Origin of the sequence: Azospirillum lipoferum (assembly GCF_024170005.1) — a bacterium.
Lineage (GTDB): Bacteria > Pseudomonadota > Alphaproteobacteria > Azospirillales > Azospirillaceae > Azospirillum > Azospirillum lipoferum.
Genome location: NZ_JALJXJ010000002.1, coordinates 639,781 through 666,412, shown reverse-complemented (window position 1 = coordinate 666,412; position 26,632 = coordinate 639,781). Strand labels below are relative to the sequence as shown.

The window sequence follows — 26,632 nt, the reverse complement described above, 5'->3', positions numbered from 1 at the left end:
CGAAAGAAACAGGTCCATGGACAAGATCCGCATCCGCGGCGGCCGCCCGCTGAACGGCTCCATCACCGTTGGTGGCGCCAAGAACGCCGCCCTGCCGCTGATGACGGCGTCGCTTCTCACCGACGAGACGCTGACGCTGACCAACCTGCCGATCCTGGCCGACATCAACACGCTCTGCAATCTTCTGTTGCAGCACGGCGTGGCGATCCACATGGCCGGAGCCGGCGGCGATTGCGCCGGCCGCGCCGTGGACTTCACCGCGCGCGACATCACCAACACCACCGCTCCCTACGATCTGGTGCGCAAGATGCGCGCCAGCGTGCTGGTGCTGGGTCCGCTGCTCGCCCGCTGCGGCGAGGCCAAGGTGTCGCTGCCCGGCGGCTGCGCCATCGGCGCGCGCCCGGTGGACCTGCATATCAAGGGTCTGGAGGCGATGGGCGCCGACATCCGGATCGACGCGGGCTATATCGTCGCCAAGGCGCCGGCCGGCGGCCTGCGCGGTGCGGAGTACGTCTTCCCCAAGGTGTCGGTGGGTGCGACCGAGAACCTGCTGATGGCCGCCACGCTGGCCAGGGGCACCACGATCCTGGTGAATGCGGCGCGCGAGCCGGAGGTGACCGACCTCGCCGAATGCCTGGTCAAGATGGGGGCGAAGATCACCGGGATCGGCAGCGACCGGCTGGTGATCGAGGGCGTCGATCGGCTGCACGGCGCCCGCCACATGGTGGTGGCCGACCGCATCGAGACCGGCACCTACGCGATGGCCGCAGCCATCACCGGTGGCCGTCTTGACATCATGAACACCCGTCTCGATCTGATCAAGGCGGCGGTCAAGGCGTTGGCCCCGGCTGGCGTCGCCTTCGAGGAGATCGAGAACGGAATCCGCGTGTCGCGCGCGAACGGTGAACTGCACGGCGTCGACGTGATGACCGAGCCGTTCCCCGGCTTCCCCACCGACCTTCAGGCCCAGATGATGGCCCTGATGTGTACGGCGACAGGGGCCGCGATGATCACGGAAACGATCTTCGAGAACCGGTTCATGCACGCGCCGGAGTTGACCCGCATGGGCGCGCGGATCACGGTCCACGGCTCGTCGGCCCTGGTGCGCGGCGTGGAGCGGCTGACCGGTGCGCCCGTGATGGCGACGGACCTGCGTGCTTCGGTGTCGCTGGTGCTCGCCGGGCTGGCGGCGGAGGGGGAGACGATGGTCAACCGCGTCTACCACCTCGACCGCGGCTATGAGCGGGTGGAGGAGAAGCTGGCCGCCTGCGGTGCGGAGATCGAACGCATCCACGGCGGCGACGAGTAAGCGGCGGGGGTGCTCCTCCGCCATACCCACAAGGTTGGCCTTTCCCGAGAGGTGCCCCCGAACATGACGGCCTCAGCCATGACCCCGATCCGCCTGCTTGCCGAAGACGAGGAGGATCTGAAGGTCGTCTCCGCCTGCCTGCAGGACGCCATCCTTCCGGTCGGCGACATGTGCTTCCAACCCGACGAGAAGCGGTTCGTCATGGTCGTCAACCGCTTCCGCTGGGAGGCCGCCGACCGTGCGCGCCCCGGTCCCGCTGCCGACGATGACGATTTGGCTCCCTATGAGCGGGTCCATTGTGGCCTGCGGGTGGAGGGAGTGACCGGGGCCAAACTACGCGGCTTCGACCTGAAGGACCGCGGCCGGATCATGGAGCTGCTGTCGATGGAAACGGTGGAGGGCGGAATCGCCCTGCATTTCGCCGGTGGCGGCTGCGTGCGCCTGGACGGGCTGTCCTGGCGCATGGTGGTGGAGGATCTGGGCGAGCCCTGGCCGACCGGCTGCAAACCCTGCCATCCTGACGAACCAGCCTGACAGTTTCTACCCCGGTGCGGAATGCTGGGGTCAGCGTTCCGCGACCTGGGTATCGGCGTGCAGGCGGCGGATCACGTCCTGCGCCGTCTTCTTATAGGTCATGGTGTCCTCGTCCTCGCCCGGCGACAACTGCGACCGGCGGACGGTGAAGAAGCGGTGGCCGACGTCCAGCATGCCGCTGGCCTCGATCAGGATGCTGAGGTCCTTGCCGTCGGCGCTGGGCGAAACGGAAACGATCTGCCCTAATTCCTCACCGAGCAGGCCGGTCACTTCCAGCCCGACAAGATCGTCGCCGGTGCGCAGATCGGCCGCTTGGGCCGACTCGATCTGGGCGAAGGGCAGGATAGCCGCCAGCGCAAGGCCGGCCAACAGGGTTTGGAACCTCATGATTCGGGCTCCCATCGCTGATGTGTGTCTCCTATGTCACAATCAACATGGGAATTGCGGGACAGTTCCCAGGGAACCATCCAGGGGTAATCCGGTTGCTGCGGCATAGGTCACGCGGTGAGCCCGGCGCAAAAGGGCTCAGGCGCGGCAAACAGCGAAGGAGACCTCTCCATGGCTCGAAAGCTTGATGGAAAGACCGTGGCCGTGCTCGCCACCGACGGCTTTGAACAGGTGGAGCTGACTGAACCGGTGAAGGCCCTGCGCAACGCCGGCGCCACCGTGCATGTGGTGGCACCCAAGGGCGGGCAGATCCAGGGCTGGAACCACCATGACCGTGGCGACATGGTCGATGTCGACGTGAGGCTGGACCAGGCGGATGCCGGCCGTTACGATGCGCTGCTGCTTCCGGGCGGTGTCATGAACCCGGATTCGTTGAGGCTGGAGCCAAAGGCGATCGAGTTCGTGAAGAGCTTCGTGACTTCCGGCCGGCCCATCGCCGCAATCTGCCACGGCCCCTGGACGCTGATCGATGCCGACGGCGTGCGCGGCAAGCGCATGACCAGTTGGCCGTCGTTGCAGGCCGATCTGCGCAATGCGGGTGCGACCTGGGTCGATGAGCAGGTGGTGACCGACCATGGCCTGGTCACCTCGCGCAAGCCCGACGACATTCCGGCCTTCTGCCGCAAGATGATTGAGGAGTTCGGCGAAGGCCGCCATGCCGGCCATCGCCACGCGGCGGAGTAGGGGGGCGCTTATGCCCCCTCCCCGACCCTCTCCCGCGAAGCGGGGGAGGGACACGGGCGACGCAAAAAGCATGGGAATGGAGGGGGCCGCTCCGTCGCCTCGGGTGACTGAACGCTACGCCGTCACCAGCGGCGACAGTCCGTTCTGGATCGCCCACACCGCCGCCTGGGTGCGGTTCTGGGCGTTGATCTTCCGCATCACGTTCTTGAAATGCATCTTCACGGTCGATTCCGTGATGTGCAGGTTGCGCGCGATGGCCTTGTTCGACTGGCCAGCCAGCAGGCAGCGCAGGATCTGCACCTCGCGTTTCGACAGGTCGCCGCTGGGCGGCATGGCGATGGGAGTCGGATGGTGCTGCGGGCGTTCGTTGGCGGCGGCCATCAGCAGGCCGGCGACATGGGTCGGATAGACCACCTCGCCCAGCATCACCAGCCGCAGGGAGCGCAAGAGGCTCTCGCTCGACATGCTCTTGTTCAGATAGGCATCGGCGCCGGCCTTCAGCGACTGCGACAGGCTGCGGTCGGCGATGGTGTCGGCCAGCACGGCGATCCGGGCGGAGGTGCCGTCGCGCAGGCGCCGGATGCCGGCAATCTCCTCGGGCATGCCGTCCTGGAGCGCCAGCACGATCAGGTCAGGTTCTTCGCTGTCGGCGATCAGGTCGAGCGCGTCGTCGGCGCTGGCCGCGTGGGCGCTGACCCGGAAGGGGCCGCCGCCGATCAACGTTGCCAGAGCCGCCGAAAACAGCCGGTCGTGGTCAACCAGCATCACATTCCATGTCGTCATCGATCATCCTCCGCTGGGCCGCCCTTCTCCGGGCGGCGGCGATCCCCCCTTTTGGTCTGCGCCTAAAGATCCCGGGTAAGGACCGGACCGGTCGATCCGGTCCACGCAGACTCCGAACATAGAAAATTAGAACAATATTGTTCGGAACAGCGGGCTTTACGCTTCATGCCGGGATGATTTATACGGTTCATTAACCAACAGCGCAAGGTGAGACCAGGAAAGTCACAGCCAATAGATCGGATTTGGCGAGAAAATGAACGCAGATCCATTCATTCGATATTTAGGGGTAGCTGCGCCATGAAGCGGCGCGAATGAACCGCTTTCGCATTGGGGCTTTTTGGTGTTCTTGGCCCTACTGAGGAGTGGTCCGCTGAGAATAAGGGGACACGATGGAGTTCGAGCTTCAAGCGCGCGGTGGTTCGCGTAGCGCGGGCAATCCCACGCGGATTTTTCTGGTGGTCGACGAGCAGCCGATGGTCCGCCATGGCTTCGCGCTGTCCATCGGCGAAATCTACCCCGGGACGCGCGTGCTGGAGGCCGGGTCGTTGGATGAAGCGCTGAACATCGGCCGCCAGACTCCCGAACTGGCCCTTGTCCTGTACGATCCGGGCCTGCCGCGCGGGGAGGAGGAGGACGCAGGTGGGGCCATCGCCGGGCTACGCCGGTTGAAGGAAACGCTGGGCGACGTTCCGGTCCTGATCCTCACCAACTCCGACGAGGTGGCTGACATCGTCGACAGCGTCCGCATGGGTGCCCGCGGCTATGTGCTGAAGACCAGCCCGCCGGAAGTGCTGGAGCATGCCATCTCGCTGGCGCTCAGCGGCGACATCTTTCTGCCGCTGCCGCGCGCGGTGCTGAACGGGGCGCTGGCGGACGGGCCGCGTGGCAACGACGACATCCTCGACCGGCTGACCGACCGTCAGCGCGACGTTTTCGAACTGCTGCTGGCCGGCCATTCCAACAAGGAGATCGCCCGCGGCCTGGGTGTGCTGGAAGGCACGGTGAAGGTGCATGTGCGCGCCATCATGCAGAAGCTGGGCGTACGCAACCGCACCCAGGTGGCGGTGGTCGCCGCCCGCAACGGCTGCTTCACCGGGGAAGGCTGAACAAGTCCAGCGTCTTCGTCCGCATTGCCTGAACGGCCCCGCTTCCGGCAGACTGGCGCCCGCATCATCCAGTTGGGGAGCGGGCGCTTGGTTCAGGTGGCGGTGGCCGACAGGCCGGAAGAGGCGGTGCGCGAGGAAAAGAAGGTCGCTGTCCATGGCGCCGCGACCGTCCGGTTCGAACATCGTCACGGCGAGACCCGGCTGGCGACCCTCTACCACCATGATCCGCTGCGGGTCCTGATGCCGACGCCGCGCCGCGATGATCTTCCCATCGCGGTGCTCGCCACCACGTCCGGCGGAATGGTCGGCGGCGATCGCATGGACATCGCCCTGTCCGTCGGGCCTGGTGCCAGGGCGCTGGTTACCACGCAGGCGGCCGAAAAGGTCTATCGTTCCACCGGCGCCGATTGCCGCATCGACACCACGCTGTCGGTGGAGGATGGCGGCTGGCTGGAATGGATGCCGCAGGAGGCGATCGTCTTCGAAGGCTCGCGCCTGCGCCGCCTGACCCGGATCGACCTGTCGGGAGAGAGCCGTATCATCGCCGGCGAGATGCTGGTCTTCGGCCGGGCCGCCTTCGGCGAAACGGTCACCCGCGGCCTGATCCGCGACGCCTGGGAGGTCGCCCGCGACGGCCGTCTGATCTGGGCCGACGCCCTGCATCTGGACGACGACATCGCCGAGGTACTGGCCCACCCCGCCGGCTTCGGTGGAGCCGCCGCCTGCGCCACCCTGCTGCATGCCGCCCCCGATGCCGCGGCCCATCTCGACGCCGTCCGCGCGCTGGCCGAGCCTTTGAAGGGGGGGCGCATCGGTGCCACCGCGCTGGACGGCCTGCTGATCGTCCGCATCCTCGGCGGTGATGCCCGCGCGGTGCGCCGCGCCTATGCCGTGCTGTGGTCGGGTTTGCGCAGCGAGGCTGCCGGCCTGCCCACCCGCCTGCCTCGGCTGTGGGAGGTTTGACGGTAGCGTTCAAGCTCTGCCGCAAGCACTTTCAAGCCTCTACGTCATACGACGCACTTGGCGCGCCGCATCATCGTGGCATAATCGCCGGCAACGAACAGGGTGGCGAAAGGGCAATCCCCCGATGAACCTGACAGGGCGCGAGAAGGACAAGCTGCTCGTCGCGATGGCGGCGATGGTGGCGCGGCGGCGGCTGGAGCGTGGGGTCAAGCTGAACCATCCGGAGGCGGTTGCCCTCATCACCGATTACGTGGTGGAAGGGGCCCGCGACGGCCGCACGGTGGCCGAGCTGATGCGTGACGGTGCCACCGTCCTGACCCGCGATCAGGTGATGGACGGCGTGGCCGACATGATCCACGACATCCAGGTCGAGGCCACCTTCCCCGACGGCACCAAACTCGTCACCGTCCACCAGCCGATCCGTTGAGGGGGAGAGCCTATGAAACCCGGTGAAATCTTCCCGGCGCCCGGCGAGATCGTGCTGAACGACGGCCGCGACACCATCGAACTGGACGTCGCCAATGCCGGCGACCGGCCGATCCAGGTCGGCTCGCACTTCCACTTCTACGAGACCAACAGCGCGCTGGCCTTCGACCGCGAGAAGGCGCGCGGCTTCCGGCTGGACATTCCCGCCGGAACCGCGGTGCGCTTCGAGCCGGGCCAGACCCGCCATGTGAAGCTCGTCGCCTACGGCGGCGACCGGGTGGTGATCGGTTTCAACCGCAAGGTCAACGGCGCCCTCTGACGGGCTGACAGGAAGGGCGAACGACAATGGCGCACCGCATCGACCGGGCCGAGTATGCGGCCCTCTACGGCCCGACCACCGGCGACCGCATCCGGCTGGCCGACACCGACCTGATCGTGGAGGTCGAACGCGACCACACCGTCTATGGCGAGGAGGTGAAGTTCGGCGGCGGCAAGGTGATCCGCGACGGGATGGGGCAAAGCCAGCGCTCGCGTCATCAGGGAGCCGTCGATACCGTCATCACCAACGCCCTGATCATCGACCATTGGGGCATCGTCAAGGCCGACATCGGCATCACCGGCGGGCGCATCGCCGCCATCGGTAAGGCCGGCAATCCGGACATCCAGCCCGGCGTCGACATCATCATCGGTCCAGGCACCGAGGTGATCGCCGGCGAAGGCAAGATCGTCACTGCCGGCGGCATCGACGCCCATATCCATTTCATCTGCCCGCAGCAGGTGGACGAGGCGCTGAACAGCGGCGTCACCACCATGCTGGGCGGCGGCACCGGCCCGGCCGCCGGCACCTCGGCCACCACCTGCACGCCGGGGCCGTGGCACATGGAGCGGATGCTCCAGGCCGCCGAAGGGCTGCCGATCAACCTCGGCTTTTTCGGCAAGGGCAACACCAGCCGCCCCGACGCGCTGCTGGAGCAGATCGCCGCCGGCGCCTGCGGCCTGAAGCTGCACGAGGACTGGGGCACCACGCCGGACGCCATCGACACCTGCCTGACGGTGGCCGACCAGCTCGATGTCCAGGTGGCGATCCACACCGACACGCTGAACGAATCGGGCTTCGTTGAGGACACCATCGCGGCGTTCAAGGGCCGCACCATCCACACCTTCCACACCGAAGGGGCGGGCGGCGGCCATGCGCCGGACATCATCCGGGTGGCCAGCCTCGCCAATGTGCTGCCCAGCTCGACCAATCCGACGCGGCCCTTCACCATCAACACGGTGGACGAGCATCTCGACATGCTGATGGTGTGCCACCACCTCAGTCCGCGCATCCCGGAGGACGTCGCCTTCGCCGAAAGCCGCATCCGGCGCGAGACCATCGCGGCGGAAGACATCCTGCACGACCTGGGCGTCTTCTCCATGATCTCGTCGGACAGCCAGGCGATGGGCCGGCTGGGCGAAGTGGTGATCCGCACGTGGCAGACCGCGCACAAGATGAAGCTGCAGCGCGGCCGGCTACCGCAGGAGACCGGCGACAATGACAATTTCCGGGTCAAGCGCTACATCGCCAAATACACCATCAACCCGGCGCTGTCGCACGGCATCGGCCATGTCGTCGGCTCGGTCGAGGTCGGAAAGCTGGCCGATCTGGTGGTGTGGTCCCCGGCCTTCTTCGGGGTGAAGCCGGACATGGTCATCAAGTGCGGCACCATCGCCGCCGCGCTGATGGGCGATCCCAACGCCTCGATCCCGACGCCGCAGCCGGTGCATTACCGTCCCATGTTCGGCGCCTTCGGCCGGGCGATGCAGGCCAGCAGCGTGACCTTCGTCAGCGCCAAGGCGCTTGAGCTGGATGTCGGCCGCCAGCTTGGCCTGCACCGCGAGCTGATCGCCGTCCAGGGCACCCGCACCGTCGGCAAGAAGGACATGATCCACAACGACGCCACCCCGCACATCGAGGTCGATCCGGAGACCTACGAGGTGCGGGCGGACGGGCAACTGCTGACCTGCGAACCGGCGGACGTCCTGCCGATGGCGCAGCGGTATTTCCTGTTCTGAGGCGCTTTTTTTTATTCCCTCTCCCCCCCGGGGAGAGGGTTAGGGTGAGGGGGATGCGCAGGCCGGACCTTTTCGGCTGCGCCGAACCCCCTCATCCCGACCTTCTCCCCAGGGGGAGAAGGGGATTCAAGCAAGGTTTTGTCGGTGATCGGTGTATTCGACTCAGGACATGGCGGATTGACGGTGCTGCGCGCCCTGGTGGACGCGGTTCCCGACCGGCCCTTCGTCTATCTCGGCGACCATGCCGCAGCTCCCTACGGCCCGCGCAGCGAGGACGACATCTACCGGCTGACCGTGGCCGGGATGGACCGGCTGTTCGCCCAGGGCTGCCGGCTGATCGTCATCGCCTGCAACACCGCCGCGGCCGTCGCGCTGCGGCGGCTCCAGCAGGAATGGCTGCCGTCTGCCCATCCCGGCCGTAACGTGCTGGGCGTGCTGGTGCCGATGGTGGAGGCGATCACCCGCGTGCCGTGGATGATCGACACGGTTCCGCCCGACCATCTCGCCGAACCGCGCAGCGTCGGCATCTTCGCCACCGCGGCGACGGTCAATTCCGGCTCCTTCCCGCGGGAGATCGGCAAGCGCGCCCCATCCGTCCGCGTCGTGCAGCAGGCCTGCCCCGACCTCGTGCCGCTGATCGAGCGCGGCGCGTCGGATGACGAGATCGAGCCGACGGTGACCGGCTATGTCCGCGTGCTGCTGGACAAGATGGGCAGCCAACCGTTGGACACGGTGGTGCTGGGCTGCACCCATTACCCGCTGGTCCGCCACCTGTTCGCCCGCGCCCTGCCGCCGGGGGTGGAGATCCTGTCCCAGCCGACGCTGACCGCCCGCTCGCTGGAGCAGTATTTCGACCGCCACCCCGAATTCCGGCCCGATCCGGCCGAACGGGGCCTGAAATTCTTCACCACCGGGGATGCGGCGCTGGTCAGCGAACTGGCTGGCCGCTTCTTCGGCCACCCGACCCCCTTCGAACGGCTTCGCTGATGACCGACCCCACCCGCCGCGCCACCCGAGTCCACGCCCGCGGCCATTGGCCCGTCGAGCAGGCGGCCGGCACCGTGACGCTCGCCTTCGACGACCGCTTCCGCCGCCGCATGGCGATGACCGACGATGCCGGCGGCGCCTTCCTGCTCGACCTGCCGCGCGCGGTGGCGCTGGACGATGGCGACGGGCTGGAACTGGGCGACGGCAGCTTCCTGCGCGTGGTCGCCGCCCCTGAGGAGCTGATGGAGGTCCGCGTACCCGGCCCGGTCGAGGCCTTCGCCCGCGTCGCCTGGCATCTCGGCAACCGCCACCTGCCGGTGCAGATCGTCGGCGATACCATCCGCCTGCGCCGTGATCATGTGATCGAGGACATGCTGCGTGGGCTGGGGGCCGAGGTGCGCGACGTGACGGCGCCCTTCATGCCGGAGGGCGGCGCCTATGGCGGGCACTCGCATGGCGGCGGGCATGGGCATTCGCACTGAGTTGGATAGTGTTTCCACCCACGCCCTGACGCGCCTGCTGGCGTGGCTGTCGCCCAGCTTTCCGGTCGGCGGCTTCTCCTACAGCCATGGCATCGAAGCGGCGGTGGAGCAGGGGCTGGTGCGGGATCGGGCGACGATGATCGTCTGGCTCGACGGGATCCTGCGCCACGGTGCCGGGCGGACCGACGGCATGCTGTTCGCCGCCGCCCACCGTGCCGTGCTGGCCGGTGACGAGGCCGGTTTTGCCTGGGCGGTGGAGCGGGCCGACATCCTGCGCGCTTCCGCCGAGACCGCACTCGAAGCGCGGGCGCAGGGGCAGGCCTTCCTGCTGGCGATCCGCGCCGCATGGCCGCTCGACGGGCTGGCACGCTGGGATGCGGTGATCGCCGGCACCGGCCGACCGGTCGCTTATGCCGTGGCGGTGGCGCTGGCGTCGGCACTGATCGGCGTGGCGGAGGGGCCGGCGCTGACCGCCTACCTGCATGCCTTCGCCGCCAATCTGGTGTCGGCCGGCGTGCGGCTGGTGCCGCTGGGCCAGACCGACGGGCAGCGGGCGCTGGCCGCCCTCGACCCCATCACCCACCGAGCGGCCGAGGCGGCGCTGGCAGCCCCGCTCGACGATCTCGGCGGCCGGGCGATGGCCGTCGACTGGACCTCGATGATCCACGAAACCCAATATACGAGGCTGTTCCGCTCATGAGCGCTCTCCCCGCTATCGAAAAGAGCCACGCCGGTCCGCTTCGCGTCGGCATCGGCGGTCCTGTCGGCTCCGGCAAGACCGCGCTGACCGACGCGCTGTGCAAGCGCATGCGCGACGATTGGGAGGTGGCGGCGATCACCAACGACATCTACACCAAGGAGGATGCTGAATTCCTCACCCGCTCCGGTGCCTTGAAGCCGGAACGGATCATGGGGGTGGAGACCGGCGGCTGTCCGCATACCGCGATCCGCGAGGATGCCTCGATCAACCTCGCCGCCGTCGACCAGATGAACGCCAAGTTCCCCGACCTCGACCTGATCTTCATCGAATCGGGCGGCGACAATCTCGCGGCCACCTTTTCGCCGGAACTGGCGGACATCACCATCTACGTCATCGACGTGTCGGCCGGCGACAAGATCCCGCGCAAGGGCGGGCCGGGCATCACCCGGTCGGATTTGCTGGTCATCAACAAGACCGACCTCGCCCCGATGGTCGGCGCCAGCCTGGAGGTGATGGATCGCGACGCCCGCAAGATGCGCGGCGACCGTCCTTTCGTCTTCGCCAACGTCAAGGCGGGCGAGGGGCTGGATGCCATCCAGTCCTTCATCGTCCAGCGTGGCGGCTTGCCCCTGCCGGGCTGACAACCGGCAGGACGCCCTGGGAACCTCCGGCTTGACCATGCTGTTCATGCAGCATGAGACGATTCAAGCCGGAGGATGCCCTGATGACGCGCCCCACCCCTGCAACGGCCCTGCTGCTGGCCGCGCTGGGAACCCTGTCCGTCGCCGCGCCCGCGTTGGCGGCCGACGACTGCGCGGCCGGACTCGACCGGCTGGGACAGCAGGCGGCGGCTCTCGAGGCTGCCGGCCCCGGCTCCGCCGCTCCGGTGACCCCGCAGGAAACCGCACAGCTGCGCTCCCTTCAGCAGGCGGCACAGGCCGCGGCGCAGAAGGGTAATGCCCCCGCCTGCCAAGCCATCCTGGGCGAGGCGACGGCGTTGCAGGACTCCATCGCCCACCCGCGCGCCATCGCCGCCGACGATCTTGAGAACGCCAAGCTGCGCAGCCCGGACGGCAAGGATCTCGGCAGCATCTCCGAACTGATCATCGATCCCGGCACCGGGCGCGTCGCCTATGCGGTGGTCGAGCTGGGCGGGTTCCTCGGCATCGGCGACGCCGATTTCGCGGTTCCCTGGGCGCTGTTCACCCCGTCTGGCGACGGCTATGTCCTGAACGTACCGAAGGACAAGCTGACCAACGCCCCCCGCTTCGACGACAGGAACCGCCCCAACATGAACGACCGCCAGTGGGCGATGGCGGTGCACACCTATTATGGCGTCGCTCCCTATTGGATGCGCGATTCGGCGACGCTGGCCGCCATCGCCGGTTCGGCCGGCGGCGGCGATGCCTCGGCCGGCCCTCTGCGCCAGGAGGTGCAGCGCCTCTCTCAGGAGGTGGCACGGCTGAATCAGGAACTACAGCAGGCACGCGGCGCTGCCGGTTCCAGCGGGGCGACGCCCGGCGCGGGAATGGGGCAGGGCGGCGCTTCGCCGGCGGCACCGGAATCCGTCTCGCGGACGCCGTCCGGGAACGGCACCCCCCAGCCGCCGGTTTCCCAACAGTGACGCGATAACGATCCGATGGCGGACGATCCCCGACCGGAATCCGCATTCAGGAGGACCGACATGGAACTCTCTTCCATCACCGAAACGGCCCAGCGCAACCTGCGCGGCCTCAATGACCGCATCCATGGCCCCGGCGGCGGCTACAGCATCAATGTCGGCCACAGCGAAAGGCTGGCCTCGCTGGCCGGCGGCGTGGTGCTGGCGGTGCTGGGCCTGCGCCGGCCCAACTGGACTGGGGCCGCCATGGCGCTGGCTGGCGGCGCCCTGGTCGCGCGTGGCCTCACCGGCTATTGCCCCGGCAAGGCGATGCTGGCCGACTGGTCGCACAATGACCGGGCCGCCATCCCGGCGCAGGACGTGGAACACGGCATCGACCCCTATTCCCGCCATCCCGGCGACATCTATCAGGAGACCTGCGAGGAGGAGATCGTCGACGAGGCTTCCCAGGAATCCTTTCCGGCGAGCGACCCACCCTCCTTCACCCCGGGCGTTGCGCGGTAAGCCGGCAATCAGGCAAGCGGCCTGATGCCATAACAGAAATGTCATCAAGAAACGGTCTGCCGGTCCCGTGCCGGCAGACCGTTTTTGATATAGATCAATGAAACACAGAATTTGGGCAACTTCGGCTTTTACTGACTGTGCGTGAGGCAATGCTGCGTAATGATTGAAGCGCATGTGCGGATCGCGTCCATTGCACGTTGCGGGCTCACAGCGATTGGTCTATGGTGCGCTGCACAAGGAACGCCGCGTGCCTTTACCCGGCGAAAGGCCGCCATGGTTGCGGCCGCTCCTCCCGTCACACCGACCGCAGGACAGTCCGCCATGACCACGATCATTCCCGCCGCCGCCACGCTCGAAGGCAAGAAGGGGCTCGTCCTTGGCATCGCCAACGATCAGTCGATCGCCTGGGGCTGTGCCCGCGCCTTCCGCGCGATGGGCGCCGACCTCGCGGTCAGCTATCTGAACGACAAGGCCAAGAAGTTCGTCGAGCCGCTGGCCCAGCAGCTCGAGGCCGAGATCTTTGAACCGGTGGACGTCACCGGCGAGGGCCAGCTGAAGGCCATCTTCGACAAGATCGGCGAGAAGTGGGGCAAACTCGACTTCGCGCTGCACAGCATCGCTTTCGCTCCGAAGGAGGACCTGCACGGCCGCGTCGTCGACTGCTCGCGCGAAGGCTTCCAGCAGGCGATGGACGTTTCCTGCCATTCCTTCATCCGCATGGCCAAATATGCCGAGCCACTGATGAAGGACGGCGGGTCGCTGTTCACCATGTCCTATTTCGGCGCCAACCGTGTCATCGACAATTACGGCGTCATGGGGCCGGTGAAGGCCGCGCTGGAGGCCAGCGTGCGCTATCTGGCGGCCGAACTGGGCCCGAAGGGCATCCGCGTCCACGCCATCTCCCCCGGCCCGATCAAGACCCGCGCCGCCTCCGGCATCGCCCATTTCGACGAGCTGATGAACAAGGCGGCCGAGCGTGCTCCCGAAGGCCGTCTGGTGACCATCGAGGAGGTCGGCTACACGACCGCCTTCCTCGCGACTGACGGCGCCAAGGGCATCACCGGCGACACCACCTATGTCGATTGCGGCTATTCGATCGTCGGCTAAGGCCGACGACATCCGGCCTCGGGTTCAGGCCGGCCGATTTCCGGTTGCGGAAGGGGCGGGTGCGGCGACGCATCCGCCCTGTTTCGTTCCAGCCTGCCTCCTGCGGGTGCGTCATATTGCCGTGTGACGCCGCCGGCCGTTTTGGCGCAATGGTAACACCAGCCATAATCCGGGCTAACGGGGTGCCGGCAAGGGGGAGGCGGCAAGGTCATGGGCGCCATCACATGGCGACGGCAGTTGAGCGTCGGCCAACCGTCCATCGACGACGATCACAAGCATCTGATCGAGTATCTGAATGAACTCGACGCAGCACTGGCCGCTGAGCGTTTCCAGCCGGCCCGCGTCGCCAAGATCCTGGTCAAGCTGCTGGAATACACCAAGGAGCATTTCGCCCGCGAAGAGCGGATCATGCAGATCGTGCGTTATCCGAAATTCGAGGAGCATGTCGCCATGCACCGCAGTGCGGTCAGGATGGTCAGCGAGCTGTCCAACCGCTTCGCCATCGAACCCACCCACGAAAACGCGGCGCAGCTGTATAAATTCACTGCCGACTGGCTGGTCCGCCACATCATCCTGATGGACACGCAGCTGACCCCCTATGTGCGCGGCGTGTGGGCGTGATGGAGTAGGGGCGGTTGCTTACCCCACGAACTCCGTGGCCCGATAGCCCTGGGCATAGAGCAGGGCGGTCAGGTCGCCATGATCGACCCGGGCACGGGCTTCGGCTGCCACCACCGCCTTGGCGTGGAAGGCGACGCCCAGCCCGGCGGCCAGCAGCATCGGCAGGTCATTGGCACCATCACCGACCGCCATCGTTTCCGCCACCGGGACGCGATGCTCGCCGGCATAGGCCATCAGGGCCTGGAGCTTGCTGTCCTTGTCGAGGATCGGCTCGATCACCTTGCCGGTCATCACGCCGCCCTCCACCTCCAGCTCGTTGCCGCGATCGTCGTCGAAGCCGATCCAGCTGCGCACTCGGCCGGTGAAGCAGCGGAAGCCGCCCGACACCAGGACGCAGACGGCGCCGTTGGCGCGCATGGTGCCGACCAGCTGGGCCGCACCCGGCATCAGCGTGGCGCGCTGCCACACCTCGTCGATCACCGTCTCCTTCAGGCCCTTCAGCAGGGCGACCCGCTCGCGCACCGCGTCCTTGAAGTCGATCTCGCCATTCATGGCGCGGGCGGTGATGTCGGCGATGTGATTCTTCAGCCCGACATAGTCGCCCAGCTCGTCCAGCATTTCCTGCTCGATGATCGTCGATTCCATGTCGGCGACCAGCAGCCGCTTGCGCCGCGTCGCCGCCGGCTGGGCAATGATGTCCAGCGTGGCATCCTTCAAAGCGTGGCGGATCGCCGCCTCCGCCTGTTCCGGCGCCAGATTGCCGAAGGGCAGGTCGCAGGCGGTGCCCGGCGCCAGCCAGTCCGGCGCGCCGGCATCGGCGCCCAGCCCGACCAGCGCCGCCTTGGCGGTCTGGACGGTAGCCTCGTCGAGCGTGGCGGTGCGGGGGGCGATCAGCGTGGCGACGGCGTTCATCGGCAGGTATCCCGAGGAAAAGAGGGCCTTTGCGCGCTGCCTACCACAGGCGGGGAGCCGGGTCCAACGAAGCTTCGGCGTCGGCACGCGGATGGGTGTTGCAATGCGGACGCCGGAACGCCATGGAAGGGGGATGAGCGACCCTACCCCCTCCATCACCGACGTAGTCGTCATCGGCGGCCCGACCGCGTCAGGCAAGTCGGGGCTGGCGCTTGCCATCGCCGAGGCGTTCGGCGGCACCGTCATCAATGCCGACAGCATGCAGCTTTACGCCGACCTCGACGTTCTGACCGCCCGGCCGCCGGCCGAGGATCTGGCGCGGGCTCCGCACCGCCTCTATGGCGTGCTGCCGGCGGCGGAACGCGGGTCGGCGGCGCGCTGGCGCGACATGGCACTGGCGGAGATCGCGACGGCCAAGGCCGCAGGCTGGTTGCCCGTGGTAGTCGGTGGCACGGGCCTCTATCTGCGCGCGCTGATGCAGGGGCTGAGCGAGGTGCCGCCCATCCCCGACGAGGTGCGCGCCGCTGCCCATGCCCGATTGGCCGCCATCGACGGCGAGGCCTTCCGTGCCGAACTGGTCGCTCGCGACCCGGCGTCGGCCAAGCTGAACCCCGGCGACACCACCCGTCTGACCCGCGCCTGGGAAGTGCTGGAGGCCACCGGCCATCCGCTGTCGTACTGGCAGAGCCAGACCGCCCAGGGCGCGCCGGCCGATCTGCGCTTCACCATCCTGGTTCTCGACCCGCCGCGCGCCGACCTCTATGCCCAATGCGACAGGCGCTTCCACCTGATGATGGAGCAGGGGGCATTGGAGGAGGTGCGGCGATTGGACGCGCTGGCCTGCGAGCAAAACCTCGCCGTCGACCTGCCGGTGCTGAAAGCCCTGGGAGTGCCCGAACTCCGCCGCGCTCTGCATGGCGAAATCCCACTCGACGAGGCCATTGCGCTGGCCCAGCAATCGACCCGCCGCTATGCCAAACGGCAGGTCACGTGGTTCCGTCATCAGATTGTTGGCAAATCACCCGATATGCTGGTAAGTCATACAGGACAGCATAGCTGCCATACCATTGATCTGCCTTGTTCGCTTGCGGTACGAAATGCAATGCTCGACCGCCTGAGAACGATACTAAATTACTGATCCGAAGGAGAAGCACCGTGTCGGTTGATTGGGGTCATGTGTTCGCGGGCCGCGTGGGCGGCATGACGGCGTCCGAAATCCGGGAACTGCTGAAGCTGATCGACCGTCCGGAGATCATCTCCTTCGCCGGTGGCATTCCCGACCCCGATCTGTTCCCCAGCTCGGCCATCGCCCGGTCCTATGAGAAGATCTTCCAGTCGAACTCCGGTGCCGGCGCCGCGCTGCAATACTCCATCACCGAAGGCTATACGCCGCTGCGGGAATGGATCTGCGATTACATGGGCGGCAAGGGCGTCAACATCGGGCTGGATGGTGTTCTCATCACCAACGGCTCGCAGCAGGTGCTGGAATTTGTCGGCAAGTTGCTGATCGGCCCCGGCGACAAGATCGTCGTGACCCGTCCGACCTATCTCGGCGCGCTCCAGGCTTTCTCGCCCTACGAGCCGACCTATCTCTCGATCCCGATGGACGGGGAAGGGCCGGAGATGACGGCGCTGACCGAGGCGCTGGCGCAGAAGCCGAAGTTCTTCTACCTCGTCCCCGATTTCCAGAACCCGAACGGCACCACGGTGACGCTGGCCCGCCGCCACGCCATCCTGGATGCCTGCGAGGCGGCCGGCGTGCCGGTGATCGAGGACACCGCCTATTGCGAGCTGCGCTATGACGGCGAGCATCTGCCGCTGCTGGCGGCGCTGGATTGCGAGCGCAACGGCGGCAAGCTGACCAACGTCATCTTCGGCGGCACCTTCTCCAAGACGATGGTGCCGGCGATGCGGGTGGGCTGGGTCAATGCCGCACCGGAGGTGGTGAATCGGCTGGTGCTGATGAAGCAGGCGGCCGACCTGCATGCGAGCACGATCAACCAGATCGTCATGCACGACGTCGTCTCGCAGATCTTCGACAGCCACATCAAGCTGCTGCGCACCCAGTACAAGGAGCGTCGCGACGCCATGCTGGCCGCGCTGGAGGAATACGCTCCGCCGGGCGTCACCTGGACCAAGCCGGAAGGCGGCCTGTTCGTCTGGATCGAGGCGCCGGAGGGTGTCGACGGCACCGAACTGCTGGCCCGTGCCATCAAAGAGGCCAACGTCGCCTTCGTCCCCGGTTCGGCCTTCCATGCCGATCGGTCGGGCAAGAACACGCTGCGCCTCGCCTTCTCCGTCACCAAGCCGGCCCAGATTCGTGAGGGCATCCGCCGGCTGTGCGAGCTGCTGAAGACTGCTGCCTGACCGCTTGACCCTTCAGTTCGTTGCTTTTTCGGAACGGCGGCCGCGCTTCGGTGCGGCCGCCGTCTCCGTTTGCGGCGGGCGCCGACTGGACGGGAGCTGGATGCACACCTCCAGCGAGTGCGCAATAATTGGAAAAACTGCGGCAAAAAAACTTTGCAAACATTCGCGAATAGGGTTGACCTATGACGGATGATTTGACTAATTTGCCGCTCCCAGCACACGCCATCGGGGCTAAGCCGTTGTTCTGAACGGCATCCCCTCCCCGGCGGGGTTGGTGTTCCCAAGGAACCGGGCGCCCTAGAGGAGGCGCCCACATGAGAAGGTCGTGAGCGATGTCCGAACAGAAGCTGACCGGCGCCCAGATCGTCATCAAAGCCCTGAAGGATCAGGGCGTTGACATCATCTTCGGCTATCCCGGCGGCGCCGTACTTCCCATCTACGACGCGCTGTTCCAGCAGAACGACCTGAAGCATGTCCTTGTACGCCACGAGCAGGCCGCGGTTCACGCGGCGGAGGGCTACGCGCGCTCGACCGGCAAGGTCGGCTGCGTGCTGGTGACCTCCGGCCCCGGCGCCACCAACGCGGTGACCGGCCTGCTGGACGCCCTGTGCGACAGCATCCCGCTGGTCTGCCTGTCGGGCCAGGTGCCGACCCACCTGATCGGCAACGACGCCTTCCAGGAAGCCGACACCACCGGCATCACACGTCCCTGCACCAAGCACAATTACCTGGTGAAGGACGTCGACAATCTGGCCCGCACCCTCCACGAGGCCTTCTATGTCGCGCGCAGCGGCCGTCCCGGCCCGGTGCTGGTCGACATTCCGAAGGACGTGCAGTTCGCCGACGGCACCTATGTTCCGCCGGCGGAGGTCAAGCACAAGACCTACCGGCCGCAGGTGAAGCCGGAGATGGCCCGCATCGAAGAGGCGGTGGATCTGATCGCCAACGCCAAGCGGCCGGTCTTCTACACCGGCGGCGGCGTGATCAATGCCGGCCCCTTTGCCGCCAAGCTGCTGACCCAGTTCGTCAAGGCCACCGGCTTCCCGATCACCTCAACCCTGATGGGGCTGGGCGCCTTCCCGGCTTCCGAAAGCCAGTGGCTGGGAATGCTCGGCATGCATGGCACGTACGAGGCGAACCTCGCCATGTACGAATGCGATGTCATGATCAACATCGGCGCCCGCTTCGACGACCGCGTGACCGGCAAGCTGTCGGCCTTCTCGCCGGGTTCGAAGAAGATCCACGTCGACATCGATCCCAGCTCGATCAACAAGAACGTCGCCGTCGACATTCCGATCGTCGGCGACTGCGGTGCCGTGCTGGAGGACATGCTGCGCATCTGGAAGGCGCGCGCCAAGTCGCCGGACAAGGCCGCGCTGAAGGAGTGGTGGGGCAAGATCGAGGGCTGGCGCGCCCGCAACTGCCTGAACTACAACCGCACCGAATCGGTCATCAAGCCGCAATATGCGCTGGAGCGCCTGCGCGAGGCCCTGCGCGGCAAGGACCACTACATCACGACGGAAGTCGGCCAGCACCAGATGTGGGCCGCCCAGTTCCTGCCCTTCGACCAGCCGAACCGCTGGATGACCTCGGGCGGGCTCGGCACCATGGGCTACGGCCTGCCGGCCGCCATCGGCGCCCAACTGGCCCATCCCGACGCCATCGTCGTCGACGTGTCGGGCGAGGCCAGCTTCCTGATGAACATGCAGGAGATCGGCACCGCCGTGCAGTACCGCGCGCCGGTCAAGATCTTCATCCTGAACAACCAGTATATGGGCATGGTGCGCCAGTGGCAGGAATTGCTGCACGGCTCGCGCTATTCCCAGAGCTACTCCGAAGCCCTGCCGGACTTCGTGAAGCTGGCGGAATCCTGGGGCTGCGTCGGCTTGCGCGCCACCACGGTGGCCGAGGTCGATCAGGTGATCGAGAAGATGCTGACGGTCACCGACCGCCCCTGCATCATCGACATCGCCGTCGATCCGAAGGAAAATTGTTTCCCCATGATCCCGGGCGGCAAGGCCCACAACGAGATCCTGTTCGGTCCGGACGACAGCCCGTCCGACGCCACGCCGGAAGACGGCATGGTGCTGGTCTGATCGGCTGACGACGAACGAACGGAAGGACGGGATTCATGGAAAACGCGATCGAAAAGCACACCATCGCCGTGCTGGTGGACAACGAGCCAGGCGTTCTCGCCCGCGTCATCGGGCTGTTCTCCGGCCGCGGCTACAACATCGAAAGCCTGACGGTGGCGGAGGTGAACAATGCCGATCACCTGTCGCGCATCACCCTGGTCACCTCCGGTACCCGGATGATCATCGAGCAGATCAAGGCGCAGTTGAGCCGGCTGGTTCCGGTCCACCGCGTCCATGACCTGACCGATGAGGGGCCGGCGGTGGAGCGCGAGCTGGCGCTGGTCAAGGTGGCCGGCACCGGCGACCGCCGGATCGAGGCGCTGCGCCTCGCCGACATCTTCAAGGCCAAGGTGGTGGACGCCACCCTGACCAGCTTCGTCTTCGAACTGACCGGCACCACCGAACAGGTCGATGACTTCGTCGGGCTGATGACCCAGCTCGGCCTCGTGGAAGCCAGCCGCACCGGCGTGGTCGCCATGTCGAAGGGGCCGGCGGCGTTCTAAAAGGCTTGCCCAAAACAGCTTTTGGGTATTCTGCGCAAGATTGGGGCGGCAAAAACGCAAGGAAGCTTTGCAGTTTGCCGCTCCGTCGAGCGATTGTTTCCCTTGACGGGCGGCTTTGCTCAATGGAGTAATCCGCCGCAGGAAACGCACTCTGTCTTCGTTCGTTGCGAATTCAAGGAACCATCTCCATGCGCGTCTATTACGATCGTGATGCCGACGTCAACCTGATCAAGGGCAAGAAGGTCGTCATCGTCGGCTACGGCAGCCAGGGCCACGCCCACGCCCACAACCTGCGTGACAGCGGCGTGAAGGACGTGCGGATCGCGCTCCGCCCGGGTTCGGCCACCATCAAGAAGGCCGAGACCGCCGGCTTCACCGTGATGACCCCGGCCGAAGCAGCCGCCTGGGCCGACGTCGTGATGGTTCTGACCCCGGACGAGCTGCAGGCCGACCTGTACAAGGACGATCTGGCCCCGAACATGAAGCAGGGCGCCGCCCTGGCCTTCGCGCACGGCCTGAACGTCCACTTCAACCTGATCGAGCCGCGCGCCGACCTCGACGTGTTCATGATCGCGCCGAAGGGCCCCGGCCACACCGTGCGCAGCGAATACCAGCGTGGCGGCGGCGTGCCGTCGCTGGTCGCCGTTCATCAGAACGCCTCGGGCAACGCGCTGGATATCGCCCTGTCCTACGCCTCGGCCAATGGCGGCGGCCGCGCCGGCATCATCGAGACCACCTTCAAGGAAGAGTGCGAGACCGACCTGTTCGGTGAGCAGGCCGTGCTCTGCGGCGGCCTGACCGAACTGATCCGCGCCGGTTACGAGACGCTGGTCGAGGCGGGCTACGCCCCCGAGATGGCCTACTTCGAGTGCCTGCACGAAGTGAAGCTGATCGTCGACCTGATGTACGAGGGCGGCATGGCCAACATGCGCTACTCGATCTCCAACACGGCCGAATACGGCGACTACCGCACCGGCCCGCGCATCATCACGCCCGAGACCAAGGCCGAGATGAAGCGCGTCCTGACCGACATCCAGGAAGGCCGCTTCGTCCGCGACTGGATGCTGGAGTGCAAGGCCGGTCAGCCGTCCTTCAAGGCGATCCGTCGCCGCAACGCCGAGCACGAGATCGAGAAGGTCGGCGAGAAGCTGCGCGCCATGATGCCGTGGATCGCCGAGCGCCGTCTGGTCGACAAGTCGAAGAACTGATCTGGCGAAAGCCATATTGGTTTTGTGGAGAGCGCGTCCCTTCGGGGGCGCGTTTTTCATTTGGGGGCAAGATGTTCCGGGGTGATGCCGAACACCATGGCGAACCCTTTGCTGCCGGCGTCGGTAATCGTGACCGCGCGGCTGCCGGGCATGCGGGCGATCCAGCTGCGTTCCAGCGAACAGGTCAGCAATGCCGCGCCCAGTTGTCCGGCCAGATGAGGCCGCCGCTCGCTCCAGTCGAGGCAGGTCCGGCAGAGCGGTCTGTGGTTCCCGCCGGCTTCGGGAAATGTGAGACCCAGCCCGGCCAGGAAATCCCGGCCGTCATCCGTCACCAAGGCTCCGCCGTCACCGATGATGACAAGCCGGAGGTCGCTCAGCCGGTCAGCCAGTGCTGTGCCCAATCGTCCGGCGAGGTGGTCATAGCAGGTTCGGGCGGCTCTCAGAGCCTCGTCCTTTGGGCCGGGAGGACGATGGCGTGGTGGTCCGGCGGTCGCCACCGCCATCAGGCTCTCCATCGCTTGGGCGATGACCGGGGAAGCCAGCCGGTAATAGCGGTGCCGCCCCTGGCGCTCCACCGCCAGCAATCCCGCCTCGGTCAACTTGGCCAGATGGCCGCTGGTGGTCGGCGCGCCAACGCCGGCGTGCCAGCACAGCTCCCCGGCAGTCAGCGCCTGTCCGCCCATCAGGGCGGAGAGGATGTTCGCCCGCGCCGGATCGCCGATCAGGGCGGCAATGGTGGCGATGGCGTTGGCGGAGGCGATGGGCCTGGCGGTCATGCCTTTCAGTTTAGGCCCGTTCGCCGGATCCGTCAGCCGCCGACGCTTCGTCCATGGCCGAAGCGTTCCCAGAGATCTTCCGTCGATCGGACTGGCATGGTGGGTGACCTTCTTCAAGCGACGGAGCCTTCATGACCATTCCTTCAGCTTCAGCTGGGTCCGCTTCGCGGCCCGATCTGTGTGTGGAGCTTGCCTTGCTGCTGGCACTTGCAACCTTGTGGGGTGCGTCCTACAGCTTCATACGGATCGGAGTGGAGACGATCCCACCGCTGACCTTCATTGCCGGCCGGACCTTGATAGCGGGAACCGTTCTGCTGGCCGTCATCCATTGGCGCGGGCTTTCCCTGCCGCGCGAACGGGCCGTATGGAGCCGTTTTCTGGTGCAGGCCTGTCTGAACAGTGTCTTGCCTTTCACCTTGATCGCCTGGGCCGAACGGACGGTCGAAGCTGGGACCGCTGCGATCCTCAACGCGACGACACCGATCTTCGCTTTTCTCATCACGCTGCTGCTGACCAGGCACGAAGCCTTGTGCCTGCGAAAGACCGTCGGCGTGCTTGTCGGGCTCGGCGGGACAATCCTGGTCATCGGGGTGGGGGCGGTGGACGGGATCGGTCGCGATCTTCTGGCGCAGGGCGCCATCGTCTTCGCCACCCTCTGCTATGCCGGGGCGGCCATCTTCGGCCGTGTCTTCAAGGGATTGGACCCGATCATGCCTGCCGCCGGATCGCTGATGTGCGGCGCGGTCCTGCTGCTGCCGGTCAGTCTGGCGGTCGACCGGCCCTGGACACTGATGCCCTCATGGGAGTCGTTGCTGGCGCTCGTCAGCCTGTCGGTCTTCTCGACCGCGCTCGCTTTCGTTCTCTATTTCCGGCTGGTCCACACCCTTGGGGCGGTTCCAACGACCGGTCAGGCCTATCTGCGGGTACCCATCGGCGTCGGCGTCGGTGCGCTGATGTTGGGCGAGACGCTGGAGCCGACCATCCTCGCCGGCTGTGCCTTGGTCGTGTTCGGGGTGGCGGCGATGACCATTCCGGCCCGTCGCCGGTCTTGAATGGACAAACCTTTCAGCCGCGCGGCTCCCCGAATCCGCTTGGCGGGGTTTCGGCGACGGCGGCGCGGCCGGGGTCGCGCTTCTGGGTTTCCAGCAGGATGTCGCGGGCGATGGGGGCCGCCGCGGTGGAGCCGCCGCCGCCATGTTCGACGAAGACGGCGCAGGCATAGCGCGGTGCCTGGATCGGCGCGAAGGCGACGAACAGGGCATGGTCGCGCTCGCGCCAGGGCAAATCCTCGTTCTTCTTCACGCCGTTGTTGCGCTCGGCCATGGTGATGCGGCGGACCTGGGCCGAACCGGTCTTGCCGGCCATCTCATAGCCGACTTCGGTGATGCGCGACTTGAAGGCGGTGCCGTTGGGGGCGTTGGTCACCTCGGTCATGCCGCGCAGTACGATGTCGAGGTTCTCCTTCTTCACGCCGATGCTGGGCCAAGCCGTCTGCTCGCCGCTGACCGTCTTGATCTGCTTGGTCAGGTGCGGCTTAACCGCATAGCCGCCATTGGCCAGCCGGCAGGTCATCACCGCCAGTTGCAGTGGCGTCGTCAGCACATAACCTTGGCCGATGGAGGCGACCAGGGTCTCGCCCATGTCCCAGCCCTTGCCCAGCGTCGCCTTCTTCCAGGCGATGGAGGGAATCAGGCCGGCGCGTTCGTGCGGCAGGTCGATGCCGGTGCGGTTGCCCAGGCCGAAGCGGTTGGACATTTCGGCGATGCGGTCGATGCCGATCCGGCGTGACACGTCGTAGAAGAACACGTCGCAGGAATGGCGCAGCGCGCCGACGAAATCGACGGTGCCGTGCCCACCGCGCTTCCAGCAGTGGAAGCGGTGGTCGCCCAGCTCCAGATAGCCGGGACAGAACACGGTGTGCCGGTTGCTGACCACGCCCGACTCGAGCGCCGCCAGTGCCGCCATCATCTTGAAGGTGGACCCTGGCGGATATTGTCCGACCACCGCCTTGTTGTTCAGCGGAGTCGCCTGGTTGGACAGCAGCTCCTCCCACAGCTCGGCGCTGATGCCCATGGTGAACTGGTTGGGATCGTAGCTGGGGTGGGAGCACAGGGCATAGATGCCGCCGGTGTGCACGTCCATCACCACGGCCGAGGCGCTGACCTCCTGCGACAGCCGCTCCTGCACGAAGCGTTGCAGCACCATGTCGATGGTCAGCTGCACCTCGCGGCCGGACTGGCCCTCGTCGCGCGACAGCTCGCGGATGACGCGGCCGACGGCGTTCACCTCCAGCTGGCTGGTGCCGGCGGTGCCGCGCAGCACCTTCTCGTGGAACTTCTCGATGCCGGCCTTGCCGATGCGGAAGCCGGGCAGGGACAGCACGGGATCGCTGTTGCCGCTCAGTTCAGACTCCGACACGGCGCCGACATAACCCAGGATATGGGCGGTCGAGTCCGCCTGCGGGTAATAACGCAACTCGCCTACCTCGATTGCCACGCCAGGCAGGTCGGGGGTGTTGGTCTCCAGCGTCGCCACCTGCTCCCAGGTCAGGTTCTCGCGCACGGTGACGGGGACGAAGCGGCGCTTGCGGTGCAGTTCGCGCAGCACGCGGCGGCGGTCGCCGTCGGTCAGCGGCACGATGCGGGAGATCTTGTCGAGAGTCTCCTGGATGTTGTGGGTGCGTTCCGACACGACGACGACGCGGTAGTTCTGCTGGTTGACCGCCAGCGGCACGCCGAAACGGTCGACGATGTTGCCGCGCGATGGGGCGATCAGCCGCAGGCTGATGCGGTTCTCCTCGGCCAGCATGGTGTAGCGCGCCGACTCGACGACCTGCAGGTAATAGAGGCGACCAACCAGCGCGGACAGGCCGGCCAGCTTGATTCCGCCCAGCACCAGGGCGCGGCGCGCCAGCAGGCGGGAACGGTCGGTGTCGCGATCGATCGAACTCATGAGACCCGTCGGGACCCTTTACCCATTCAGGAACGCGCGGTGGACGCGGATCAGCAGCCAACCCACCGCAGGAAACACCGCCACTGTCAGCAGACCCTGGAACAGGGCCGGCAGGATCGACAGCGTGGCGGCGTCGAGCACCGAGAAGGCCAGCCATTGCAGCAGCACCCCCCCGGCCATTACCAGCGTGAAGCCGAACCACAGCAGGGCGAAGGTGCTGGCCAGGAACACGCGGCGCTGGTTCAGGACAGCCCATTGCGCGACGACCAGCAGCAGGGCGTTGACGCCCAGCGGTCCGCCGATCAGGAAATCCTGAAGCAGTCCGATCAGAAAGGCTACCCCCGGACGCATCAGGTCAGGCCTGTGGATCGTCCAGTAATAGACGGAGACCAGCGTCAGGTTCGGTGCCACCGGGGCATAGCCGGGGACCGGTACCGGGATCATGCCCACCAGCACCATCATCACCGTGACGGCGAAGGGCGCCAGATTGCGCCCGGTCTTGTCCACCTTCTGCCAAAAGGTCGCCGTCATGTCGGCGAGTCCTCGGCCGGCGGACCCTCCGCCCGGCTCACTTCCACTCTGGTGACGGGTCCAGATCGGTGCTCGGCAGGCCGAAATCCACCAGACGCAGATGTTCGATGCGGGATAGGTCGGCGCTGGGCAGGACGCGGACGCCTCGCTCGCTGACCGCGGTTACCACGCCGACCGGCAGGCCGGGCGGGAACAGCCCGCCGTCGCCGGAGGTCACCACCCGCTCGCCCACCTGGATCGGCGAGTCGGGCGGCAGGTAGAGGAGCTTGGCCTGATCGGAATTGTCGCCGGCCAGGATCGAGCGCTGGCGCGTGTTCGACAAGATCACCGGAATGCGGGCGTTGATGTCGGTCAGCAGCAGGACGCGGGACGACCATTCGCCGACCTCGATCACCCGGCCGACCAGACCGGCGCCGGCGAGCGCCGCCTGACCCTTGCGCACCCCGTCGCGCTTGCCGGCGGTGACCACCAGCGTACGGACGAAGGAACTGCCGGGTGTGGCGATCACGCGGGCGGCGATATAGTTGACCGACGGTTCGGGACGGACCCGCAGCAGACTGCGCAGGCTGTTGTTCTCCGCCTCCAGCCGCAAGGCCGCCTGCTTCCACTGCAGAAGCCGGGCATTTTCTGCCTTCAGCCGCTGGTTCTCGTCGAAGGCGTTCTCAAGCTCCACCGCGGACTCGACCACGCGCGCCGCGGTGGCGGCGGGGCGGGAGATCGCATCCAGGATGGGGGCGAAGGCATCGGTCACGCGTGCGCGCGCGCTGTCCACCGAGACGGACTCGATCTTGCCGACCATCATCAGGGCGATGGAGGCCAGCACCAGCAGAAGGAAGGAGAAGCGCTGCGCGAGAGCCCGCAAGGGGGCGGCAAGGCGGATGACGGAGCCGGATGAGCGTGGCTTCACAGGAAATTCCCG

The 26,632-nt window shown here is 66.6% G+C and carries 29 protein-coding genes; 22 read left to right on the top strand and 7 right to left on the bottom strand.

Features of this window, described 5'->3' with window-relative positions; translation table 11 throughout:
- Nucleotides 1-16: 16 nt before the first annotated feature.
- Together murA and J2848_RS07075 are read left to right on the top strand one after the other, a co-directional pair.
- Nucleotides 17-1,309 (top strand): UDP-N-acetylglucosamine 1-carboxyvinyltransferase, encoded by a 1,293-nt coding sequence (gene murA / locus J2848_RS07080; protein WP_149229844.1) that lies wholly within the window; start codon nt 17-19, stop codon nt 1,307-1,309.
- Between the two features lie 63 nt (nt 1,310-1,372).
- Nucleotides 1,373-1,843, top strand: coding sequence for a DUF2948 family protein (locus J2848_RS07075; RefSeq protein ID WP_149229845.1), 471 nt, complete (start codon nt 1,373-1,375; stop codon nt 1,841-1,843).
- 30 nt (nt 1,844-1,873) lie between these two features.
- Here J2848_RS07075 and J2848_RS07070 read toward each other — a convergent pair whose 3' ends face one another.
- A complete protein-coding gene (locus tag J2848_RS07070; RefSeq protein ID WP_149229846.1) occupies nt 1,874-2,230 on the bottom strand; it encodes a hypothetical protein in 357 nt (118 codons plus the stop codon).
- A 171-nt stretch (nt 2,231-2,401) separates the two neighbouring features.
- On the opposite strand from J2848_RS07070, the gene J2848_RS07065 reads away from it, so the two are divergent.
- Entirely contained in the window at nt 2,402-2,974 is a 573-nt protein-coding gene (locus J2848_RS07065; protein WP_149229847.1) for a type 1 glutamine amidotransferase domain-containing protein, read from the top strand.
- A 114-nt stretch (nt 2,975-3,088) separates the two neighbouring features.
- On the opposite strand, the gene J2848_RS07060 is transcribed toward J2848_RS07065, so the two are convergent.
- Nucleotides 3,089-3,757: a LuxR C-terminal-related transcriptional regulator gene (locus J2848_RS07060; protein WP_149229848.1), complete on the bottom strand. Its 669-nt coding sequence runs from the start codon at nt 3,755-3,757 to the stop codon at nt 3,089-3,091.
- A gap of 455 nt (nt 3,758-4,212) precedes the next feature.
- Here J2848_RS07060 and J2848_RS07055 point away from each other — a divergent pair, with 455 nt between their 5' ends.
- The 13 genes from J2848_RS07055 to J2848_RS06995 all read left to right on the top strand — a co-directional run bounded on the left by J2848_RS07055 (nt 4,213) and on the right by J2848_RS06995 (nt 14,329).
- Entirely contained in the window at nt 4,213-4,863 is a 651-nt protein-coding gene (locus J2848_RS07055; protein ID WP_246193672.1) for a LuxR C-terminal-related transcriptional regulator, read from the top strand.
- Between the two features lie 96 nt (nt 4,864-4,959).
- The gene (locus tag J2848_RS07050; RefSeq protein WP_246193730.1) at nt 4,960-5,826 is read left to right on the top strand and encodes an urease accessory protein UreD; all 867 of its coding nucleotides are present in this window, start codon (nt 4,960-4,962) and stop codon (nt 5,824-5,826) included.
- 124 nt (nt 5,827-5,950) lie between these two features.
- The gene (locus J2848_RS07045) at nt 5,951-6,253 is read left to right on the top strand and encodes an urease subunit gamma (RefSeq protein WP_085089984.1); all 303 of its coding nucleotides are present in this window, start codon (nt 5,951-5,953) and stop codon (nt 6,251-6,253) included.
- Nucleotides 6,254-6,265: 12 nt separating this feature from the next.
- Entirely contained in the window at nt 6,266-6,571 is a 306-nt protein-coding gene (locus J2848_RS07040; protein ID WP_149229851.1) for an urease subunit beta, read from the top strand.
- Between the two features lie 26 nt (nt 6,572-6,597).
- Entirely contained in the window at nt 6,598-8,307 is a 1,710-nt protein-coding gene (gene ureC, locus J2848_RS07035; protein WP_149229852.1) for an urease subunit alpha, read from the top strand.
- A gap of 144 nt (nt 8,308-8,451) precedes the next feature.
- Nucleotides 8,452-9,294 (top strand): glutamate racemase, encoded by an 843-nt coding sequence (murI, locus tag J2848_RS07030; RefSeq protein WP_149229853.1) that lies wholly within the window; start codon nt 8,452-8,454, stop codon nt 9,292-9,294.
- Nucleotides 9,294-9,776 carry an urease accessory protein UreE gene (locus J2848_RS07025; protein ID WP_149229854.1) on the top strand — a complete coding sequence of 161 codons (483 nt, stop codon included), beginning with the start codon at nt 9,294-9,296 and terminating at the stop codon, nt 9,774-9,776. Before murI ends, J2848_RS07025 begins: the two co-directional genes overlap by 1 nt.
- Entirely contained in the window at nt 9,760-10,476 is a 717-nt protein-coding gene (locus J2848_RS07020) for an urease accessory protein UreF (protein ID WP_246193673.1), read from the top strand. The genes J2848_RS07025 and J2848_RS07020 overlap by 17 nt, the downstream gene beginning before the upstream one ends.
- Nucleotides 10,473-11,117: an urease accessory protein UreG gene (ureG, locus tag J2848_RS07015; RefSeq protein ID WP_063635068.1), complete on the top strand. Its 645-nt coding sequence runs from the start codon at nt 10,473-10,475 to the stop codon at nt 11,115-11,117. The genes J2848_RS07020 and ureG overlap by 4 nt, the downstream gene beginning before the upstream one ends.
- 83 nt (nt 11,118-11,200) lie before the next feature.
- On the top strand, nt 11,201-12,100 hold the full coding sequence (locus tag J2848_RS07010) for a PRC-barrel domain-containing protein (protein ID WP_170306947.1): 900 nt from the start codon (nt 11,201-11,203) through the stop codon (nt 12,098-12,100).
- 60 nt (nt 12,101-12,160) lie between these two features.
- The gene (locus J2848_RS07005; RefSeq protein WP_149229857.1) at nt 12,161-12,601 is read left to right on the top strand and encodes a YgaP family membrane protein; all 441 of its coding nucleotides are present in this window, start codon (nt 12,161-12,163) and stop codon (nt 12,599-12,601) included.
- 321 nt (nt 12,602-12,922) lie between these two features.
- Nucleotides 12,923-13,708 carry an enoyl-ACP reductase FabI gene (fabI, locus tag J2848_RS07000; protein ID WP_149229858.1) on the top strand — a complete coding sequence of 262 codons (786 nt, stop codon included), beginning with the start codon at nt 12,923-12,925 and terminating at the stop codon, nt 13,706-13,708.
- 210 nt (nt 13,709-13,918) lie between these two features.
- The gene (locus J2848_RS06995; RefSeq protein WP_149229859.1) at nt 13,919-14,329 is read left to right on the top strand and encodes a bacteriohemerythrin; all 411 of its coding nucleotides are present in this window, start codon (nt 13,919-13,921) and stop codon (nt 14,327-14,329) included.
- 18 nt (nt 14,330-14,347) lie between these two features.
- Here J2848_RS06995 and serB read toward each other — a convergent pair whose 3' ends face one another.
- A complete protein-coding gene (gene serB / locus J2848_RS06990) occupies nt 14,348-15,241 on the bottom strand; it encodes a phosphoserine phosphatase SerB (protein WP_149229860.1) in 894 nt (297 codons plus the stop codon).
- Between the two features lie 133 nt (nt 15,242-15,374).
- On the opposite strand from serB, the gene miaA reads away from it, so the two are divergent.
- From miaA to ilvC, 5 genes are all read left to right on the top strand, one after another.
- On the top strand, nt 15,375-16,379 hold the full coding sequence (gene miaA / locus J2848_RS06985; protein WP_149229861.1) for a tRNA (adenosine(37)-N6)-dimethylallyltransferase MiaA: 1,005 nt from the start codon (nt 15,375-15,377) through the stop codon (nt 16,377-16,379).
- 17 nt (nt 16,380-16,396) lie between these two features.
- Nucleotides 16,397-17,608, top strand: a complete 1,212-nt coding sequence (locus J2848_RS06980; RefSeq protein ID WP_149229862.1) for an aminotransferase-like domain-containing protein — start codon at nt 16,397-16,399, stop codon at nt 17,606-17,608.
- 332 nt (nt 17,609-17,940) lie between these two features.
- A complete protein-coding gene (locus J2848_RS06975) occupies nt 17,941-19,704 on the top strand; it encodes an acetolactate synthase 3 large subunit (protein ID WP_149229863.1) in 1,764 nt (587 codons plus the stop codon).
- A gap of 35 nt (nt 19,705-19,739) precedes the next feature.
- Nucleotides 19,740-20,246 carry an acetolactate synthase small subunit gene (gene ilvN, locus J2848_RS06970; protein ID WP_149229864.1) on the top strand — a complete coding sequence of 169 codons (507 nt, stop codon included), beginning with the start codon at nt 19,740-19,742 and terminating at the stop codon, nt 20,244-20,246.
- Between the two features lie 188 nt (nt 20,247-20,434).
- Nucleotides 20,435-21,454, top strand: coding sequence for a ketol-acid reductoisomerase (ilvC, locus tag J2848_RS06965; protein ID WP_012974735.1), 1,020 nt, complete (start codon nt 20,435-20,437; stop codon nt 21,452-21,454).
- A 56-nt stretch (nt 21,455-21,510) separates the two neighbouring features.
- On the opposite strand, the gene J2848_RS06960 is transcribed toward ilvC, so the two are convergent.
- Nucleotides 21,511-22,230, bottom strand: coding sequence for an ArsR/SmtB family transcription factor (locus tag J2848_RS06960; RefSeq protein WP_149229865.1), 720 nt, complete (start codon nt 22,228-22,230; stop codon nt 21,511-21,513).
- Between the two features lie 194 nt (nt 22,231-22,424).
- Between J2848_RS06960 and J2848_RS06955 the strand changes: the two genes are divergently transcribed.
- Nucleotides 22,425-23,282: a DMT family transporter gene (locus J2848_RS06955; protein ID WP_246193674.1), complete on the top strand. Its 858-nt coding sequence runs from the start codon at nt 22,425-22,427 to the stop codon at nt 23,280-23,282.
- 13 nt (nt 23,283-23,295) lie between these two features.
- Here J2848_RS06955 and mrdA read toward each other — a convergent pair whose 3' ends face one another.
- From mrdA to mreC, 3 genes are read right to left on the bottom strand one after another with little or no spacing between them, the layout of a single operon-like run.
- Nucleotides 23,296-25,182 carry a penicillin-binding protein 2 gene (gene mrdA, locus J2848_RS06950; protein WP_149229867.1) on the bottom strand — a complete coding sequence of 629 codons (1,887 nt, stop codon included), beginning with the start codon at nt 25,180-25,182 and terminating at the stop codon, nt 23,296-23,298.
- Nucleotides 25,183-25,200: 18 nt separating this feature from the next.
- Nucleotides 25,201-25,713, bottom strand: a complete 513-nt coding sequence (gene mreD, locus J2848_RS06945; protein WP_149229868.1) for a rod shape-determining protein MreD — start codon at nt 25,711-25,713, stop codon at nt 25,201-25,203.
- Nucleotides 25,714-25,750: 37 nt separating this feature from the next.
- Nucleotides 25,751-26,620: a rod shape-determining protein MreC gene (gene mreC, locus J2848_RS06940; protein WP_149229869.1), complete on the bottom strand. Its 870-nt coding sequence runs from the start codon at nt 26,618-26,620 to the stop codon at nt 25,751-25,753.
- Nucleotides 26,621-26,632 lie beyond the last annotated feature (12 nt).

What these genes read in the sequence shown, in the direction of transcription:
- murA (WP_149229844.1), top strand. Translation starts at nt 17, where the DNA reads ATGGACAAGATCCGCATCCGCGGCGGCCGCCCGCTGAACGGCTCCATC.
- J2848_RS07075 (WP_149229845.1), top strand. Translation starts at nt 1,373, where the DNA reads ATGACGGCCTCAGCCATGACCCCGATCCGCCTGCTTGCCGAAGACGAG.
- J2848_RS07070 (WP_149229846.1), bottom strand. Translation starts at nt 2,230, where the DNA reads ATGAGGTTCCAAACCCTGTTGGCCGGCCTTGCGCTGGCGGCTATCCTG.
- J2848_RS07065 (WP_149229847.1), top strand. Translation starts at nt 2,402, where the DNA reads ATGGCTCGAAAGCTTGATGGAAAGACCGTGGCCGTGCTCGCCACCGAC.
- J2848_RS07060 (WP_149229848.1), bottom strand. Translation starts at nt 3,757, where the DNA reads ATGACGACATGGAATGTGATGCTGGTTGACCACGACCGGCTGTTTTCG.
- J2848_RS07045 (WP_085089984.1), top strand. Translation starts at nt 5,951, where the DNA reads ATGAACCTGACAGGGCGCGAGAAGGACAAGCTGCTCGTCGCGATGGCG.
- J2848_RS07040 (WP_149229851.1), top strand. Translation starts at nt 6,266, where the DNA reads ATGAAACCCGGTGAAATCTTCCCGGCGCCCGGCGAGATCGTGCTGAAC.
- ureC (WP_149229852.1), top strand. Translation starts at nt 6,598, where the DNA reads ATGGCGCACCGCATCGACCGGGCCGAGTATGCGGCCCTCTACGGCCCG.
- J2848_RS07025 (WP_149229854.1), top strand. Translation starts at nt 9,294, where the DNA reads ATGACCGACCCCACCCGCCGCGCCACCCGAGTCCACGCCCGCGGCCAT.
- J2848_RS07020 (WP_246193673.1), top strand. Translation starts at nt 9,760, where the DNA reads ATGGGCATTCGCACTGAGTTGGATAGTGTTTCCACCCACGCCCTGACG.
- ureG (WP_063635068.1), top strand. Translation starts at nt 10,473, where the DNA reads ATGAGCGCTCTCCCCGCTATCGAAAAGAGCCACGCCGGTCCGCTTCGC.
- J2848_RS07010 (WP_170306947.1), top strand. Translation starts at nt 11,201, where the DNA reads ATGACGCGCCCCACCCCTGCAACGGCCCTGCTGCTGGCCGCGCTGGGA.
- J2848_RS07005 (WP_149229857.1), top strand. Translation starts at nt 12,161, where the DNA reads ATGGAACTCTCTTCCATCACCGAAACGGCCCAGCGCAACCTGCGCGGC.
- fabI (WP_149229858.1), top strand. Translation starts at nt 12,923, where the DNA reads ATGACCACGATCATTCCCGCCGCCGCCACGCTCGAAGGCAAGAAGGGG.
- J2848_RS06995 (WP_149229859.1), top strand. Translation starts at nt 13,919, where the DNA reads ATGGGCGCCATCACATGGCGACGGCAGTTGAGCGTCGGCCAACCGTCC.
- serB (WP_149229860.1), bottom strand. Translation starts at nt 15,241, where the DNA reads ATGAACGCCGTCGCCACGCTGATCGCCCCCCGCACCGCCACGCTCGAC.
- miaA (WP_149229861.1), top strand. Translation starts at nt 15,375, where the DNA reads ATGAGCGACCCTACCCCCTCCATCACCGACGTAGTCGTCATCGGCGGC.
- J2848_RS06975 (WP_149229863.1), top strand. Translation starts at nt 17,941, where the DNA reads ATGTCCGAACAGAAGCTGACCGGCGCCCAGATCGTCATCAAAGCCCTG.
- ilvN (WP_149229864.1), top strand. Translation starts at nt 19,740, where the DNA reads ATGGAAAACGCGATCGAAAAGCACACCATCGCCGTGCTGGTGGACAAC.
- ilvC (WP_012974735.1), top strand. Translation starts at nt 20,435, where the DNA reads ATGCGCGTCTATTACGATCGTGATGCCGACGTCAACCTGATCAAGGGC.
- J2848_RS06960 (WP_149229865.1), bottom strand. Translation starts at nt 22,230, where the DNA reads ATGACCGCCAGGCCCATCGCCTCCGCCAACGCCATCGCCACCATTGCC.
- mrdA (WP_149229867.1), bottom strand. Translation starts at nt 25,182, where the DNA reads ATGAGTTCGATCGATCGCGACACCGACCGTTCCCGCCTGCTGGCGCGC.
- mreD (WP_149229868.1), bottom strand. Translation starts at nt 25,713, where the DNA reads ATGACGGCGACCTTTTGGCAGAAGGTGGACAAGACCGGGCGCAATCTG.